The following is a 16,116-nucleotide window of genomic DNA, read 5'->3' on the forward strand; positions in this document are numbered from 1 at the left end:
ATGGGCCTATGCGGCCCTGCGGCTCTCGGTCCAGGCGTGCAGATCGGCCAACCCCGATCGCCGCGCAGGCCCGTTTGGCGGTCCTATGTCGGCCGCGCGCAGGCTGCGTATTCCGGCTGTCGACGGCGCGATTGGGATAGACCGCCGAGCCTCCCAACCTATTATGTCGCCGGCCGGACGGCGCTTCTTCTCGATCATGTGAATGCTCGGGCATCGAGCCCAGCGCCTTTGGCGGATTCACCTAAAAACACCTAGAATAGCAACCAGATAGAGTATTGGAGACAAGATGGGGTTGTTCGATTTCGTCAAGGCGGCCGGTCAGAAGCTGGGCCTCGTGGATGAAGACGACGATGCCGAGAAGGCGACCGCGCTGAAGAAGGAAATAGACAAATACGATCTTGGCTCGGACAAGATCGATGTCACCGTCGCGGGTGACAAGGTGCTTCTGAAGGGCGAGGCGCCGAGCCAGGAAGCTCTGGAAAAGATCGTTCTGGCCGCTGGCAATGTCGAAGGCGTCGGCAAGGTGGAAACCGATGTCGCGGCGCCCGAGGCGCGGGAGCCCGTCTTCCATACGGTAAAGAAGGGCGAATCGCTCTGGAAGATCGCCGAGGAGCACTATGGAAAGGGAAGCCGATACACGGAGATCTTCGAGGCGAACCGTCCGATGCTGTCCGACCCCGACAAGATCTATCCGGGCCAGACGCTCCGGATTCCCTAGCGCTGAGGCCTGCCGGATGCATCGGTGCGAGGAACGCCGCCCGGTCGGCCCGACAAGCACGGACCGACAGCTGTGAGCGTTTTTGCCCGGAAACCGACGGGGCCGCGCGAGGTTTCTCGCCCGGCCCGTCTTCCGTTCGTCTCGACGGTCGTCCTGGCGGCTGTCTGCTACGCTTGCTGGGCGCCGCAGCCGGAGGCCGGAGAACTGCTCGGCGTCGGATGGCGGCTTGGCGAAATCCCGACGCCACATCGGGGCATCCCGGCATCCCGTGATCATCAGGCGAGAGGCAATGCCCGGCATGTCATCATGATCGGGGACAACGCTCCGGAGGAGGCCGCGCAACAGGACGCGGCGCCGCTCGCCGCCACGGTCCTGGGAGAGGCGATTCACACATCGGACCCGAACGAGCTGCAGGAGGCGATCCTGTCGCGTTTGTTTGACCGCTACGCGGCCGAGCACGGCATCGTCGTCGAGCCCGCGGAAATCGACGCCTACGTCGCGGCCGTGCGGAGTGGCGAGGCGGCGGAAGGCGGGGCGGTGGAACAGGACGAAACAGGGGCGGCCGACGAGTTGCTGCGCGGCATGGCCGATGCGGTCATTCGCCGGTGGAAGATCAACAAGGCGCTCTACGAGCGGAATGGCGGACGGATCATCTACCAGCAGCTCGGTCCCGAGCCCCTCGATGCCTATCGGGAATTCCTTGAAGACAGCGAGCGGCAAGGCGCCTTCAAGATCGTCGAGGCTCCCATGGCGGCGGGTTTCTGGCGGTATTTCAGGGACGAATCGATGCACGATTTCATGGCACCGGGCGGCCCCGATGAAGCCCAGGCCTTTGTCGTGCCTCCGTGGGAACGCGGCCAGTAGGATAAACCGGCCGTGAGTGGTCCAGGTCAGGAACGGGCTCCGCCCCGAGGATGGTCCGGCCGCCGCGATCGGCCTGTCGCGACCGGACTTCGAAGCCCGAATCGCTCCGGCGGGAATGGTGTTTATTTCGACATCGCGTTCTTGATCGCTCCGGCTGCCGCCGTGAGGATCGCGCCGCCGGCTCCGCTGCCGATGATCTGGGCGATGATCGAACCGATGTCGACGCCGCCACCTTCGGCCGCGCCCGCGATTGCCGGGATGAGGGCCCCAAGAATCTGTCCGCCGCCAACGCCGCCGATGGCACCCGCGATCGTATCCCCGGCGCTGCCGAGAGACAGGTTCTTGATTCCCTTGCCAACCGCGTTGCCGCCCGCACCCCCGGCAATCGCCTGGATGAGCAAGTTGATGATTGCTTCCATTGCTTTCAGCTCCTCTGCCACCAGTAGAAATGCTCGGCGCGGACAAAGACCCGCGCCTTGTCTTCACGGTTCCGCGATAGCAATCAGCCCGTTTCGTAATCTGACGGAATCGTTGCAACCTGCAGCCATAGCTCGCCCCCGAACAATGCGGATTGCGAAGCGATCCAATCCAATTCGCGACCGTTTGCCTCATGGCGGCATCGGCCGGCAGACCGGGGATACCGCTCCCATGAGGTCCGCCGGTTGCGGTTTGCCCGCCGCCGGGCGGCGGAATCGAACGCCCGACGAACCCGCCAACGGGCTGGTATCGGCATGGTGCCGGCGGTAATCATGACCGATTGCTTCGGCTCCATCATCGATTCCGACGCTTCCGCGGGACGGCGCTTCCATGACATCCCCATTCATCATCCGATCCCTCACCTTTGACGAGGTGGTGGTGCCGGCGCGGCCCGGCGCGGTCGATTCCGAGGAAACCCGCAAGCCGCTCCACATGCTGCCGGTCGGCGGCAGGAAGGGATGGACCGTCCAGTTCGACGAGCTGTCGAAGCTCATCCTCCGGCTGGAGCTGTCGAATGGCGTGGTGGGGCTCGGCGAATTCTATCGCGATCACGACATGACCGTGATCCGGGAGGTTTCCGAGAGCCTGATCGGCACCGACCTCAAGGACCTTGCCCTGCAGGCTTTGCCGATACCGCTCTGCCGGGAATATGACGGCTTCGAATGCGCCATCTGGGATGCCTATGCCAAGGCGCTGGGCATTCCGCTCCATGCGCTGCTCGGCGGCAAGGTCCGCGAAGCGGCCATGGTCGGCGGCTGGTCGAGCCATCGCACCGTCGCCGAATCCGGGAGGGTCGCCGCCGGCTTCCGGGAGCAGGGCTATGACTCGATCAAGATGAAATGCGACCTCGAGGACGACGTCGTCGCCTGGGCGCGGGAGATCGCCGCCAGCGCCCCCGGCATGAAGCTGCTCCTCGATCCCAACCAGCGCTGGGAGAATGCCGGCGAGGCGCGACGGCGGCTCAAGGGGCTGGAAGAGGTCGGCAACGTGCTCCTCGTCGAGGATCCGATCCCGAAGTGGATGTACGCCGAATATGCCGAGCTCCGGCGGGCGTCGTCGATCCCGATCGTCCAGCATATCTCGCTGCCCTACGTCTACCAGGGCCAGCGCGTCCACGACGCCATCGCCTGCCTGACCCATGGCAGCGTCGACGGCTTCAACGTCAACACGGGGCTTGCGAAGTTCCGCCAGCTCGACGGCATATTCTCGGCGGCGGGCGTCTACACCTGGCACGGGTCCGAGGTCGACCTCGGCATCCTCGAGGCGATGTATGTCCATTCGGCCGTCGCGGCGCCGAGCTGCGTCTGGCCGAGCGACATCTTCGGACGGATGATCCGCACCCATGATCTCCTCGCCGAACCGCTCCGTTTCGAGCCGCCCTATGTCTTCATTCCCGAGAACGGGCCGGGGCTCGGCGTCGACCTCGACGAGGCCGCCGTGGCGGCGCACCGGCGTGACCATTTCGCGATCTCGTAGCCGGCATCGGCGCCGGGCGATTGGCTTTGGCGAGGCTTCTTCTCTAACCTCGCGACATGGTGAAACCCGATGTCTGACATCGCCCTTGTCGCGACGCTGGTCATTGCCTTCCTCGTCCTGATCAGCCGCCCGGTCCGCGCCAGCCGGATCTGGTCGGCGACGGTCACCCCGCTCGCCTCGATCATCGGCAGCGGCTTCCTGGTCTCCGTGCCGCTCCTGGCCAGCGCCGTCGGCATCTGGGCGGTGGCGGCGGTAGCCGGCCTGACGGCGCTGGCCTATCTGATCGGCGGGGCGATCCGGTACAATATCCGTTTCGGCGAACCGATCTTCGACAAGGCGGCGGCGGGTCATCCGATCGAATCGATCGAGACGCTTTCGCGTTTCGCCCTGATCGGCGCCTATTTCATTTCGGTCGCCTATTATCTCGTCCTGCTGGGCGCGTTTGGCATGAAGCTTCTCGGCCGCGACGATCCGCTGCTGGTGAAGGGCATCGCCACGGCGCTGATCCTCTCGATCTGCGCGGTCGGCGCGACGAAGGGGCTCCAAGGTGTCGAGCGAGCGGAGAAATTCACGGTCAGCGCCAATCTCGCGGCGATCGCGGCGCTGCTCGTCACCCTGGCGATCTTCTGCCTCGACCTGCCGTCCGGATATGGCTGGGCGGGCGACCCGCAGACACCGCAGAGGTTTGACTGGGAGACCCTCCGCTTCCTGATGGGGCTGCTGATCATCGTCCAGGGCTTCGAGACGTCGCGCTTCATGGGGGACATGTACGACGCGGGCACCCGCATCGCCGCCATGCGCAACGCGCAGCTCCTGTCTTCGGCGGTCTATCTTGTCTTCTTCGTCCTGATGATCCCGCTCTATCCCTATTTCACGTCCTCGGCCGACGTGGCGGGGGTCATCGATGTGATCGGGCGCGTGTCCCCCTGGCTGCCCTACATCGTGACGGCGGGGGCCATCGCCAGCCAGTTCAGCGCTTCCGTGGCGGACAGCATCGGCGCCAGCGAACTGGTCAGCGGCACCAGCCGCAAGCATATCGATCCGAAGCACGCCTATCTCCTGATCGGCGCGATCTCGGTCTTTGTGATCTGGGCGACGGACGTGGTGTCGATCGTGGCGCTCGCCTCCCGCGCCTTCGCTCTCTACTACGGCCTGCAATGCACGGTCGCGGCGATGATCGCGCGGCATCGCGGCGCGCGTCGCAAGGTTGCCTGGTTCAGCTTCCTGGCGGCGCTCGCCTATTTCATCGCCGTCTTCGGCATTCCCGCCGCTGGCTGACCTGGGCCTGTCATACGGTTACCTGGGCCGCCGGCGGTGTCCAGAGCTCTTCATCGACCAGCGCGTCCCTCACCGCGTCCGCCGCGGCTTCGAGCAGGCGTTCGCCTTTCTCGGCGCTGGCCGCGGGCGGGTAGCCGATGACGCCGCTGTCGCTCCAGTGCTCGATCGGGCGCCAGCGGTGGAAGCCGGGGGAGAGCATGCCTTCCGCCGGGGCGTCGACGGTCCGCATCGCCTCGATATCGACCAGGTCGGGCCGGAGCGCCAGCGTCATGGAGGTCTCCGCCTCGCAGGCGTGGCGTACGCCGTCCTGACGCTCGAGGATTCCGGCAAATCGTTGCTCGGCGAGCAGGAAATAGGTTGCGGTCGCCACGACGCCGGGAATCTCGCGGGCGAGTTCGCCGGTCGCGAGCTGGAGGGCGACGATATTGCCGCCATGCCCGTTCAGGAGGGCGATGCGACGAATACCCTGGCGGGTCAGCGACACGCAGACCTGGCGGATCAGGGCATGGAAGACGGAATAATCGAGCGTCACCGTGCCGCCGAAGCCCATGTGATGCTCGGCAAGGCCGGTCCAGATCGTCGGCATCACCAGGATGGTCTCGTCGCCGCCACGCTCGGCCGCGCGCCGCGCCACCTCGGCGACGAGCAGCGAATCGACCTGGACCGGAAGATGTGGCCCATGCTGCTCGGTCGAGCCGATGGGGACGACGACGATCGGGTCGCGCGCGGCAAGGTCACGCAATTCGGCGGCCGGGTAGTCGCCCCATAATACTTTCCGCATGGAATGCTCCCGCTGGTCTGGTTGGAATTCCCCCGGTGCCGGCCGCCGATGACCGACTGACGGGTTGCATGCCGACGGAGAGGATCGGTCAGTTGGCCGGTTGGATCTGCGAAACATATGCCATTGGCGCCACTGTCAAGGAAGCGTCGATCGGGCGGCCGGCCGTTTGGCGATGAGACGACCCGTAGCCTCTGGCGGCACATTCCTCTAAGTAGGAGAGGGGGCATCGAAGCTAGGGGGAAAGTGTGGGCCATTCGGGACTGTCCTTGCGCGCGGCGAGAATCGCGGCGCTGATCCTGGCGGCCGCGGGCCTTGGCGCGTGCGGCGATTCAGCACCGACCGACGCGGGCGCCGCGCCGCCGCCATCGGTGTCCGTGCTGGCGGTTACCGAACGGCCTTTCGCAGCCTCCAGCGAGTTTGTCGGACGGACCCAATCCTTCGAGAAGGTCGACCTCCTCGCGCGGGTGAAGGGCTTCCTGATCGAGCAGGACTTTACCGACGGCTCGGATGTCGACAAAGGCGCGATCCTCTACAAGATCGACCCGTCCGAGTACCAGGCGGCGGTCGCCGCGGCGGAGGCGGGGGTCGACCGGGCCAAGGCGGCGCATACGGAGGCGCAGCAGACCCTGGACCGGACCCAGCAGTTGTTCAACAAGGAAACGGTCTCCCAGGCCGAGCTCGACAAGGCGACCGCGGCGGAGGCCAGCGCCAAGGCCGAGGTCGCGGCGGCCGAGGCCGATCTCGACACGGCGAAGCTCAACCTTGGCTACACCGAGATAACGACGCCGATCGCGGGCAGGATAGGCGGCAGCGCGGTCGATGTCGGCAATCTGATCGGGCCGGACAGCGGCGTGCTGGCGACGGTCATCGCGCTTGATCCGATCCGGGTCGTCTTCTCGCTGAACGAGCAGACTTATCTGAACGTGATGGAGGCGGTGAAGGGTGGCACCAAGCTCAATCTGGTGCCGAAAATCCGCCTCGCCAACGGCCAAGTCTACGGGGAGACGGGCAAGCTCGCCTATGCCGACAACCAAGTCGACCAGGGCACCGGCACGATCAAGGTCTATTTCGACTTCCCGAATCCGCGGCAGATCCTGCTGCCTGGGCAGTTCGTCAACGTCATCCTGACCAGTGGAGAGCCGGAGAACCAGATCCTCATCCCGCAGGCGGCGGTCCAGCTCAATCAGACCGGTCCCTTCGTGCTCGTCGTCGACAGCGACAGCAAGGTTCAGATCAGGCAGATCCAGACCGGCGCGATCGACGGCCCGAATATCGTTGTGACGCAGGGCCTGACGGTCGGCGAGCAGATCGTCATCGACGGCATCCAGAAAGTCCGTCCGGGCGGTGAGGTCACCGTGGTTCCCGCCGAAATGCCGGCAGACAGCTGATGCTCAGCGGCTTCTTCATCGACCGGCCGAAATTCGCCTTCGTCATCGCCATCGTCATGGTGCTGGCCGGAGTGCTTTCGCTCATCAGCTTGCCGGTTGCTGAATTTCCCGAACTGACACCGCCGCAGGTGCAGGTCTCGGCCAACTATCCCGGTGCGAATGCCGAGGTGGTCGAGCAGACCGTGGCGGCGGTGATCGAGGAGCAGGTGAACGGCGTCGAGGGCATGACCTACATGTCCTCCAACAGCGGCAACGACGGCAGCTATTCGCTGACGGTGACCTTCGAGGTCGGCACCGACGGCGATCAGGCGCAGGTCAATGTCCAGAACCGGGTATCGGTCGCGACGCCACGCCTGCCCGAAGAGGTGAACCGGCAGGGCGTCACCGTCTCGAAGCAGTCGACCTCGATGCTGATGGTCCTGTCGGTATATTCGCCGAACAAGACCTACGACGACATCTTCCTCAGCAACTATACCAGCATCAACATCCAGGACAGCCTCGCCCGGGTTCCGGGCGTCGCGAGCGTTTCGATTCTCGGTGCGCGCGACTATGGCATGCGGATCTGGCTCAACCCGGACCGCCTGACGGCGCTTGGGCTGACGTCCGGTGACGTCATCAACGCGATCCAGGACCAGAATATCCAGGTCTCGCCCGGCACCGTCGGCCAGGAGCCGGCGCCACCCGGCCAGCAGTTCCAGTATCCGCTGCGCGCCAAGGGACGCCTGACCACGCCCGAGGAATTCGGGAAGATCATCATTCGGGCGAATACCGACGGGTCGATGGTGCTGCTGTCCGACGTGGCGAGGGTCGAGCTCGGCGCCGCGACCTACAGCTGGTTCGGCGAGCTCAACGGCAGTTCCGCCGCGCTGCTCGCCGTCTACCAGCTACCGGACGCCAACGCGATCGATGTCGCGCAGGGCGTTCGCGACCAGATCGCCGAAATCTCGCAGCGGTTTCCGGACGACCTCGCCTACCAGATCACCTACGACACCACCCTCTATATCGAGACGTCGATCGAAGAGGTGATCAAGACCCTGTTCGAGGCCCTGGTCCTCGTCGTGATCGTCGTCTTCGTCTTCCTGCAGGACTGGCGGACGACGCTGATCCCGGCGATCGCCATCCCGGTCTCGCTGATCGCGACCTTCGCGGCACTCGCCGCCCTGGGTTTCTCGCTGAACACGGTCAGCCTGTTCGGGCTGATCCTGGCGATCGGCATCGTGGTCGATGACGCCATCATCGTGGTCGAGAACGTCCAGCGCCACATGGCCGACGGGCTCGAACCGCGCGAAGCAACGCGCAAGGCGATGAAGGAGGTGTCGGGGCCGGTCATCGCCACGACCCTGGTGCTGCTCGCGGTCTTCGTGCCGATCGCCTTCACGCCCGGATTGACGGGCCGGCTGTTCGTCCAGTTCGCCGCGACGATCGCGTTTTCCGTGTTCTTCTCCTCGATCAACGCGCTGACGCTGAGCCCGGCGCTCTGCGCCAGCATCCTGCGTCCGCATCGCGAGAGGAAATCGGGGCCGCTCGCCTGGTTCGAGCGCGGCATCTCGGCGACCCGGACCGGCTATGTCGGGATCGTGCACCGCCTGATCCGCGTCACCGCCTTCGCGATGATCGCCTTTGTCGCGGTTGCCATCGTGACGGGGCTGATGGGGCGCTCCGTGCCCACCGGGTTCCTGCCGCCGGAGGATCGCGGCTCCTTCTTCGTCGACGTCAAGCTGCCCGACGGCGCCGCCCTGCAGCGGACGGAAGTCGTCACCAAGCAGGTCCAGGAGATCATCAGCAAGACGCCCGGCGTGGCCAATGTCATATCGGTGACCGGCTACAGCGCGCTGTCCGGCGCGCTGGCGCCGAACGCCGCCTTCGTCATCGCGGTGCTCGAGCCGTGGGACGAGCGGACCGAGCCGTCGCTCGGCCTCGGCGCGATCATCCGCGGCGTCGCGCCGGAGCTGCTTGCGCTGCCGAGCGCGACGGTCCGGCCCTTCGTGCCGCCGCCTATCCCCGGACTCGGCACGACGGGCGGCTTCGAGTTCGTGCTGCAGGACACGGAAGCGCGCACGCCGGCGGAGCTCGCCGGAGCGGTCAACGGGATGATCCTCCAGGCCAATGGCGATCCCGATCTGAGCCGCGTCTTCTCGACCTACCAGGCGAATACCCCGCAATATTTCATCGACGTCAATCGCGAGGCGGCCAAGACCCGAGGCGTCGATATCGGCAACCTCTTCCAGGTTCTCGCTTCGACGTTTGGCGCCTATTACGTCAACGATTTCAACGAATTCGGCCGCCTGTACCGCGTCTATGTCCAGGCCGAGGGCCAATACCGCGCGACCCCGGAGCAAATCCGCGACCTCTATGTCCGCAACAACGAAGGCGCGATGGTGCCGCTCGGGGCGCTGGTCACGATAAGCCCGGTCTTCGGCCCGGAAATCATCTCGCGCTACAACATGTTCCGCTCGGCGACCATCAACGGCGACGCGGCGACCGGCAAGAGCTCGGGGCAGGCGATCCAGGCGATGGAGAAGATCGCGGCCGAAACCATGCCGCCGGGCTTCACCTACGAATGGACGGGGCTGTCGCTCGAGGAGATCAAGGCCGGCGCGGCCGGGGCCAGCCTGCTGCTCCTCTCGGTGCTGATGGGCTACCTGTTCCTCGTCGCCCAGTATGAGAGCTGGACGACGCCGATCCCGGTGATGCTGTCGGTGATCTTCGCGATGTTCGGGGCGATCGGAACGCTCTTCGCATTCGGTGTCGCGCTCAACGTCTATGCGCAGGTTGGGCTTGTCCTGCTGGTCGGGCTGGCGGCGAAGAATGCGATCCTGATCGTCGAATTCGCCAAGAACGAACACGAAGGCGGCCGACCGATCGTCGATTCCGCCGAGGATGCGGCGCGGCTCAGGTTCCGCGCGGTGATGATGACCGCCTTCGCCTTCATCCTCGGTGTCCTGCCGCTGGCGCTGGCGACCGGTGCCGGTGCCGGCAGCCGCCGTTCGGTCGGCGTGACGGTGCTTGGCGGGATGCTCGCGGCGACCGTCATTGGCGTTCTCTTCATCCCGGTTCTCTGGGTCTTCTTCGCCCGGATGCGCGAATGGACCCGCAAGCGGCGCCCACCCGCTGCGGAGCCGGAGGCGGGTGCTGAAACCAACGAGGCGCCGGCCAGCTAGGGCGGGGCAGTCCAGTCGGGGGCCGCGGGATGACCGTTCTGGCCAGGTTGAAGGCGAGGGACCCGGATCTCCTCAATCTGCGCAAGGCGGCGCGGGCAATGCTCGTCTGCGTGCCGCTCTTCGCCGTCCTCAAGCTCTGGTTCGGCCTCGACTCGATCGCCACCTTCTCCTTCTTCTCGAGCTTCGTCGGTCTGGTCTTCGCCGACTATGGCGGACCGCCCGGACCGCGCTCGATCGCCTATCTGGCGATGATCGTCATCGGCAATCTGGTCATCGTCATCGGTTCGCTTCTGTCCGGCAGCCTGGTCGGTGGCGCGATCGCCATGTTCCTGGTCATGTTCACCGTGAATTTCGCGACGATCTTCGGCGGCTATGCCCCGGCCTTCATCGCGCCCGTCGCGCTCGCCTATTCGCTGACCGTCCTCGATCCGCTGACCAGCGTGCCGCTCGACGAGCGCCTGATCGGCTGGACCATCGGCGGGTTCGCGGCGCTCGTCGCCGCACTGGTGATGTGGCCGGTCGACCGGCGGCGCGCCTTGCGCGAGACCCTTGCCACGGTCAGCGACGCGCTCGGCGACACCCTGGCGTCGATCGACGACAAGGATGCACGGGAGGCGGCCTACAAGCGTCTCAACGACGCCCTGGCGGACGCCCGCCGCAAGGTCAGCGCGCCGTTCAGGCCGTCGGGCCCGCGCTCCCGCGATATCGGCCTGCTGCAACTCGTCCAGCATCTCGAACAGTCGGGCGAGCTGACCCGCCGCGTTCTCGACTGTGCTCCCCATACGGCGGAGAGCGCGAAGCTCATCGCCGCCTGCGTCCATGCATTCCGCCGGACCGCCGCCGACCTCCGCCGCGAAGCGAATCCCCGGGGTCCGGACGCGACCGCTCCGACCATCAGGGAAGCGCTCGATGCCGGCCGCCACAGCACGGATCGAGCGGCAATAAAGGCGGAGGAGGCGGACGGCGATTCGGACAAGGGCGCCGCGGACGCCATCGCGGTCATGCGGCGATCCTTCCCGGTTTTCGCGCTGGCGCATATCGCGATGTGGACCGAAGCCGCGGCGGCGGCCGGGCTTGGCGTGCAGGACCAGGCAATTCCGGCGACAGCACCGGAATCCGAGGCGGTTTCCGACCGGCCGCTCCAGCTGTTGCTCCGTTCTGTCGAAATCGCCAGGCGCGAGTTCGACCTCAGCGCGGTCATCTTTCGCAACAGCCTCCGCGCGGCGGCGGCGATGACCCTGGCGGTGATCCTGGCGAAAATATTGCCCGTCCAGCACGGCTTCTGGATCACCCTCGGCGCGCTTCTTGTCCTCCGGTCGAGCGCCGGCGCGACCTCGGCGACCGCGCTCCAGGCGGTGGCGGGCACCCTGATGGGCTTCGTCGTGGCTTCGATCATCCTGTGGACAGCCGAGACCTCCGTCGGGCCGCTCTGGGCGATCCTGCCGGCATCGATCTTCCTCGCCGGCTATGCGCCCGGGGCGATCGGCTTCATGATCGGACAGGCGTCCTTCACGACGGCTCTGGTGGTATTGTTCACGCTGATCTACCCGGCCGGCATCGACACCGCGATCGAGCGGGTCGAAACGGTGACCCTCGGCGCGATCAGCGCGGCGGTGATCGGGTTGCTGCTGTGGCCGCACGGCGCGCGCGCCGCGCTCGCCGCGACCGTTGCCCGGGTATATCGCACGGCAGCCGCCGGCATGCGCGGCCTGCTCGGCGGTACGGAGGAAGGCCTTGGGGCGGCGACCGCCGAGATGCTCAATGCCCGCCGCCGCGCCGACGAGGCCTTTGGCGTCGCGCTGAACGAACGCGGCCGGCACCTCGACACCCGGCTCTGGCTCGCCCTGTTCAAGGCGCCGAACCTGGTTCATTGCACGGTCGCTGGACTGGTTCCCGAACCGGAGCCATGGCTTGGCAAGCATTGCGGAGACACGCTGCAGGCCACCGCCCGGCACCGGGACGCGGTCGCCGACCTGCTCGACAGCGTCGCCGAACGTCTCGAGACACTCGGCCCGGCACCAGCCGGCCAGACGCCGGCGACGGAAGCGGATGACCTTCTGCCGCTTCTGGAAAGCTGTTTCGAACGGGCCTTGCCTCTTGGCGTCGACCGGGTCGCCGATGCAAGACATCTGGTCGCATGGAACTGGTGGCTGTCATCGATTCAAACTGAGGTTGCCGGGGCCGGACCGGAGCTCGACACCGTTGTCGACGTGAGCAAGCCCGAGGCATGGCTGCGCTGGTCGACCCCGGAGGAGCATGCGTAAGATCCCGCTCCATACTTTCGGCCGGCTTTGGGTGCATGACGCTGGTCGTTGCACCATCGGGGGATTAACATCCAGGGCCGGATCGTGAGGCCGATCAGGGACCATGCTAGGGTCGATTATCCAACAAAATCCGCTGTTTGCCGGAGTAATCGCCGCAATCATAGCGGTGCTGCTCATCCTCATCCTGTCGGCCGTGGTCTCGAGCCGGTGGAGCAGGCGCAAGGTCGAGACGGTCGTTGCCGATCCGGTTCGACGTGAGCCCGTCTTCGTTGGAGAAGAGGGCGAGCCGCAGGCGGAACGGCCACCGGAAAGGATAACCTATACGGAAGCCGAGCCCTATCGGCCGCCGCTGCAGGAGCATCCGGAGCGTCCGCGCCGCGGCCGATTCGGCTTTGCCGCCCTGTCCATGGCCTTCCTGACCGGGCTGGTGGCCGGGGTCGGGACAATGACCCTGTCCTCCTCCGGCCAGTTGCGCTCGGCGCTTCGGAGCTTCGTTGCGCTCGCCGAGACCGTCTTGCCACAAGACGAGGAGGCGGACGCCCCAGGGGCCGCGCCCCGGGCGGAGCAGGTCGTAGCCGTGCCGGAGGCGGACAAGGCCGATCCGGCGCCGCCGCTTCCCTCGTTCGATGCCGAAAAGCGCGAGGTGGCGGCGCGGCTTGCCGCTTTCGCGGACCGGCTCAAGCAGACACTCCCCAGGGACGCGGGCCCCGAACTCGTCCTAACCGGCGTCGAAACATCCGGCATGACGGTTAACCTGAGCTACGCGGTGGGCAGGCCGGTACCCAAGGTCGAGGTCGCGGCCTTCGACGCCTATGTGATGCGGGCGGTCAAGTCATTGTTTTGCGGTAAGGAATCGCGAGAGCTTCGCTATCTCAACGACAATGGCGTCGCCTTCCACATGGCCTATGTCGATCCGGATGGCGAGACTGTCGCGAAGTTGACCATTCCAGCGGACTTCTGTGCCTGACAAATGGCTCTTTATTTATGGCCCGTTATGCGCCAACAATAGATGGAGAATGTGTTAACGGTCGGCGCGGAGCCGCCGCAATGATAATGATATCGAAGAGCAGGGGCAGCGTTGGGGTCGGAATTTCGCCCTTTATCAGTGTCGCGTATCCTTGCATGCATTGTGGTGGCAGCCGGGCTGTCACCGGGGCTGGCGCAGGGAGCGGTAGGCGATTCCGCGTCGCTGCAGGCTGAGCTCGACAAGATCTACCAGAGCCTGCTCGTCGATCCGTCCGACGCCAAGCTGAACCGCCGGATGATCGACATCGCCGTTCAGCTGCAGGATTACGATGCGGCGATCGGCGCGGTCGAGCGGCTGATCTTCTACGATCCAACGAATGCCGCGCTCCAGCTTGAGGCGGCGCGGCTCTACATGCAGATCGAGTCCTATGCCGCCGCCGCCGGCTATCTGAAGGAGGCGGTCGCCCTTCCCGGGCTGACCGCCGAGCAGCGCGCCGATGCGACAACGCTTCTGGCCAAGGCCAACCGCGCGACCAGGCCGTCGCCATGGTCGGGATTCGGTCAGGTCGGCATGCGCTATCAGACCAACGCCAACCACGGTTCGGTGGCGCTCGGGCTCTCGGAACCCTTTCCGTTCGAGAAGCCGACGGCGGATTGGAACACCTTCGCGCTCGGGACGCTCGGCCTCGCCGAGCCGGTGGACGACAACCTGAGCATCGAGGCGTCGGTCTCCGGATACTATGCCGACCAGCAGATCGTCGATCGGCTCGACCTCGGCTTCGCGGAGGGGATCGTCGGTCCCCGGATCACGAACGACGACGGGACCCTGTCGCTCAAGCCATACGGTCTCGTGCAGGGCATTTCGCTCGGTGAAGCCCCGTATCAGTTTGCCTATGGCGGCGGCGCGCTGGTTCGATGGACTTTCGCCGACGGCTGGTGGATCGAGCCTCAATACGAATACAAGGACCGTACCTACTACAACACGGACGACTATCCGGAGGCGACGGACCAGACCGGTATCTTCAACACCTACGCCGTCAACATGAATGGCCAGGTCACCGACCAGATCGTCTGGTCGGGCCGTTTCGCGTTCCACCAGAATGACGCGGCAGCCAGCTACCAGAGCTACGACCAGTATGTGGCGACGATCGCCTTCGACATCGGTTTCGATCTGTTCGGGATCGAGGACTGGTCGGTTTCGCCCTTTGCCAGCTATTCCTACACCGATTTCAAGGGCATCGCGCCGCCCGAAAAATATGCTTCCCTCGATACCAGGCGTAACGACAGGCTCTGGATCGTCGGCGCCAACCTCGAGATTCCGTTGCGCGAGAAAATCGCCCTGGGCCTTGCGATTGAGTATTCTAAGAATATTTCTAATCTCGACCGGGACGACTACGAGGACCTGAAGGTGGTAATCGGTCCGCAGGGCCGGTTCTGACGATTCGGGAGGTAGGCATGAAGACGCGATTTGCCCTGGCTGCGATGTGCGCCGCGCTGGCGCTTGGTACGGGTGGCATCGCCTATGGCGAGACGGTCGGCTCGGCAGCGGCCGTCAGGCCTTCGTCGACAGGAACACCGCCCGGCGGCAGCGCCCGGCAGCTCAAGGCCGGCACCAACATCGTTTCGAAGGAGCGTATCAAGACCACCGGGTCGGGTTCGCTCCAGGTCATGTTCAACGACAAGTCGACGATGACGATCGGCCCGAACAGCGATCTGGTCATCGACGAGTTCGTCTATAAGCCCGGCGGGGGAGGAGGCTCTTTCGCAACGAGCCTGACGAAGGGCGCGCTCCGTTTCGTCGGCGGTCAGATCAGTCACGGCAACGGCGCCAAGATCAATACGCCCGTCGCGACGCTCGTGGTGCGCGGCGGCGCCGCTTTCGTCACCCACGATGCCGCCTGCCAGGCCCTGAATGCCAAATCCAAGACCGGCAAGACCTGTACCAAGGTGGTTTGCACCGGCGGGGCCTGCACGGTGAGGTCGCGCGTCGATGCGCGATCCTTCCAGCTGAGGATCAATCAGGCGGTGGAAATCGGCGCGGTGGGCGCGATCGAGTTCAACGTGACCTCGGTGTCGCTCAACGACGTGGCCAAGGGCGGCAGCGGCGGCATCGTGATGCGCAAGGGCGCCAACCAGGCGGCCAAGTTCAATGGAAAGGGAACCATCGACCAGACGATCCGCGAGCAGAGCCCGGAGCCGCCTCCGCCTCCGCCGCCGCAATAGGGGAAGATCACACGGGAAACAGTTTCCGCTCGCGCTTGGCGACTGCTGCGAGTTGTCATGAAAAGAGGCGTGTAGCGTGGCAACACTTATCAATGTCAATTCGAACGCCCTTGGCACGGTCAGTCCGGTCGACGGCACCTCGGATGACGTCATACTCACCATCACGGTGGTCGCCGGTGGTGAGACCTTTGACCTTTCCGATACCGGCACCATCCAGTTTCAGACCTGGACCAGCGGCAACGCGATCATCGTTGACGGGGCAGGCTTCCTCACTTCGCTCGACATAACCGGCAGCAACAACGACGAGACGATCACCGGCGGTGATGCCGGCGACACGATCACGGGCGGCCTCGGCGTCGACGAGATCTATGGCGGTGACGGCGACGACATCCTGGTTGTCGATGGGGATGCGGGCGACGCGGTTGCCGGCGAGACCTATGACGGCGGTGGCAATACCGACACGCTGCAGGTCACCGGCGACGCGGACTTCACCGGATCGACGATCACGTCGATCGAGAAG

13 protein-coding genes are annotated in these 16,116 nt (G+C 65.4%); 11 read left to right on the plus strand and 2 right to left on the minus strand.

The window, feature by feature from the left end; genetic code table 11:
* Positions 1 to 286 precede the first annotated feature (286 nt).
* Complete coding sequence (lysM, locus tag KDJ86_RS15865; protein ID WP_291747968.1) at positions 287 to 718, plus strand: peptidoglycan-binding protein LysM; 432 nt, start codon at positions 287 to 289, stop codon at positions 716 to 718.
* 306 nt (positions 719 to 1,024) lie between these two features.
* A complete protein-coding gene (locus KDJ86_RS15870; RefSeq protein WP_291747971.1) occupies positions 1,025 to 1,582 on the plus strand; it encodes a hypothetical protein in 558 nt (185 codons plus the stop codon).
* A 122-nt stretch (positions 1,583 to 1,704) separates the two neighbouring features.
* Here the strand turns inward: KDJ86_RS15870 and KDJ86_RS15875 are convergent, their stop codons facing one another.
* Positions 1,705 to 2,001: a hypothetical protein gene (locus KDJ86_RS15875; RefSeq protein WP_291747974.1), complete on the minus strand. Its 297-nt coding sequence runs from the start codon at positions 1,999 to 2,001 to the stop codon at positions 1,705 to 1,707.
* A 388-nt stretch (positions 2,002 to 2,389) separates the two neighbouring features.
* On the opposite strand from KDJ86_RS15875, the gene KDJ86_RS15880 reads away from it, so the two are divergent.
* A complete protein-coding gene (locus KDJ86_RS15880) occupies positions 2,390 to 3,535 on the plus strand; it encodes a mandelate racemase/muconate lactonizing enzyme family protein (RefSeq protein ID WP_291747977.1) in 1,146 nt (381 codons plus the stop codon).
* A gap of 69 nt (positions 3,536 to 3,604) precedes the next feature.
* The gene (locus KDJ86_RS15885) at positions 3,605 to 4,813 is read left to right on the plus strand and encodes an Aq_097 family APC-type transporter (RefSeq protein WP_291747980.1); all 1,209 of its coding nucleotides are present in this window, start codon (positions 3,605 to 3,607) and stop codon (positions 4,811 to 4,813) included.
* Between the two features lie 10 nt (positions 4,814 to 4,823).
* Here the strand turns inward: KDJ86_RS15885 and KDJ86_RS15890 are convergent, their stop codons facing one another.
* A complete protein-coding gene (locus KDJ86_RS15890) occupies positions 4,824 to 5,594 on the minus strand; it encodes a creatininase family protein (RefSeq protein ID WP_291747984.1) in 771 nt (256 codons plus the stop codon).
* Positions 5,595 to 5,860: 266 nt separating this feature from the next.
* On the opposite strand from KDJ86_RS15890, the gene KDJ86_RS15895 reads away from it, so the two are divergent.
* From KDJ86_RS15895 to KDJ86_RS15925, 7 genes are all read left to right on the plus strand, one after another.
* On the plus strand, positions 5,861 to 6,982 hold the full coding sequence (locus KDJ86_RS15895; RefSeq protein WP_291747987.1) for an efflux RND transporter periplasmic adaptor subunit: 1,122 nt from the start codon (positions 5,861 to 5,863) through the stop codon (positions 6,980 to 6,982).
* Positions 6,982 to 10,143 carry an efflux RND transporter permease subunit gene (locus KDJ86_RS15900; protein WP_291747989.1) on the plus strand — a complete coding sequence of 1,054 codons (3,162 nt, stop codon included), beginning with the start codon at positions 6,982 to 6,984 and terminating at the stop codon, positions 10,141 to 10,143. The genes KDJ86_RS15895 and KDJ86_RS15900 overlap by 1 nt, the downstream gene beginning before the upstream one ends.
* Positions 10,144 to 10,172: 29 nt before the next feature.
* Complete coding sequence (locus tag KDJ86_RS15905) at positions 10,173 to 12,407, plus strand: FUSC family protein (protein WP_291747992.1); 2,235 nt, start codon at positions 10,173 to 10,175, stop codon at positions 12,405 to 12,407.
* A 166-nt stretch (positions 12,408 to 12,573) separates the two neighbouring features.
* A complete protein-coding gene (locus KDJ86_RS15910) occupies positions 12,574 to 13,374 on the plus strand; it encodes a hypothetical protein (RefSeq protein ID WP_291747996.1) in 801 nt (266 codons plus the stop codon).
* A 165-nt stretch (positions 13,375 to 13,539) separates the two neighbouring features.
* Positions 13,540 to 14,811 (plus strand): surface lipoprotein assembly modifier, encoded by a 1,272-nt coding sequence (locus tag KDJ86_RS15915; protein WP_291747999.1) that lies wholly within the window; start codon positions 13,540 to 13,542, stop codon positions 14,809 to 14,811.
* Positions 14,812 to 14,828: 17 nt separating this feature from the next.
* Positions 14,829 to 15,596, plus strand: a complete 768-nt coding sequence (locus KDJ86_RS15920; protein WP_291748001.1) for a FecR family protein — start codon at positions 14,829 to 14,831, stop codon at positions 15,594 to 15,596.
* A gap of 76 nt (positions 15,597 to 15,672) precedes the next feature.
* A partial coding sequence (locus KDJ86_RS15925; protein ID WP_367116833.1) for a calcium-binding protein occupies positions 15,673 to 16,116 on the plus strand: 444 nt, incomplete at its 3' end.

Origin of the sequence: Bauldia sp. (genome assembly GCF_020442045.1) — a bacterium.
Classification (GTDB): Bacteria; Pseudomonadota; Alphaproteobacteria; order Rhizobiales; family Kaistiaceae; genus Bauldia.

Coding starts and splice junctions, on each gene's coding strand:
- lysM (WP_291747968.1), top strand. CDS start 287: ATGGGGTTGTTCGATTTCGTCAAGGCGGCCGGTCAGAAGCTGGGCCTC.
- KDJ86_RS15870 (WP_291747971.1), top strand. CDS start 1,025: ATGATCGGGGACAACGCTCCGGAGGAGGCCGCGCAACAGGACGCGGCG.
- KDJ86_RS15875 (WP_291747974.1), bottom strand. CDS start 2,001: ATGGAAGCAATCATCAACTTGCTCATCCAGGCGATTGCCGGGGGTGCG.
- KDJ86_RS15880 (WP_291747977.1), top strand. CDS start 2,390: ATGACATCCCCATTCATCATCCGATCCCTCACCTTTGACGAGGTGGTG.
- KDJ86_RS15885 (WP_291747980.1), top strand. CDS start 3,605: ATGTCTGACATCGCCCTTGTCGCGACGCTGGTCATTGCCTTCCTCGTC.
- KDJ86_RS15890 (WP_291747984.1), bottom strand. CDS start 5,594: ATGCGGAAAGTATTATGGGGCGACTACCCGGCCGCCGAATTGCGTGAC.
- KDJ86_RS15900 (WP_291747989.1), top strand. CDS start 6,982: ATGCTCAGCGGCTTCTTCATCGACCGGCCGAAATTCGCCTTCGTCATC.
- KDJ86_RS15905 (WP_291747992.1), top strand. CDS start 10,173: ATGACCGTTCTGGCCAGGTTGAAGGCGAGGGACCCGGATCTCCTCAAT.
- KDJ86_RS15920 (WP_291748001.1), top strand. CDS start 14,829: ATGAAGACGCGATTTGCCCTGGCTGCGATGTGCGCCGCGCTGGCGCTT.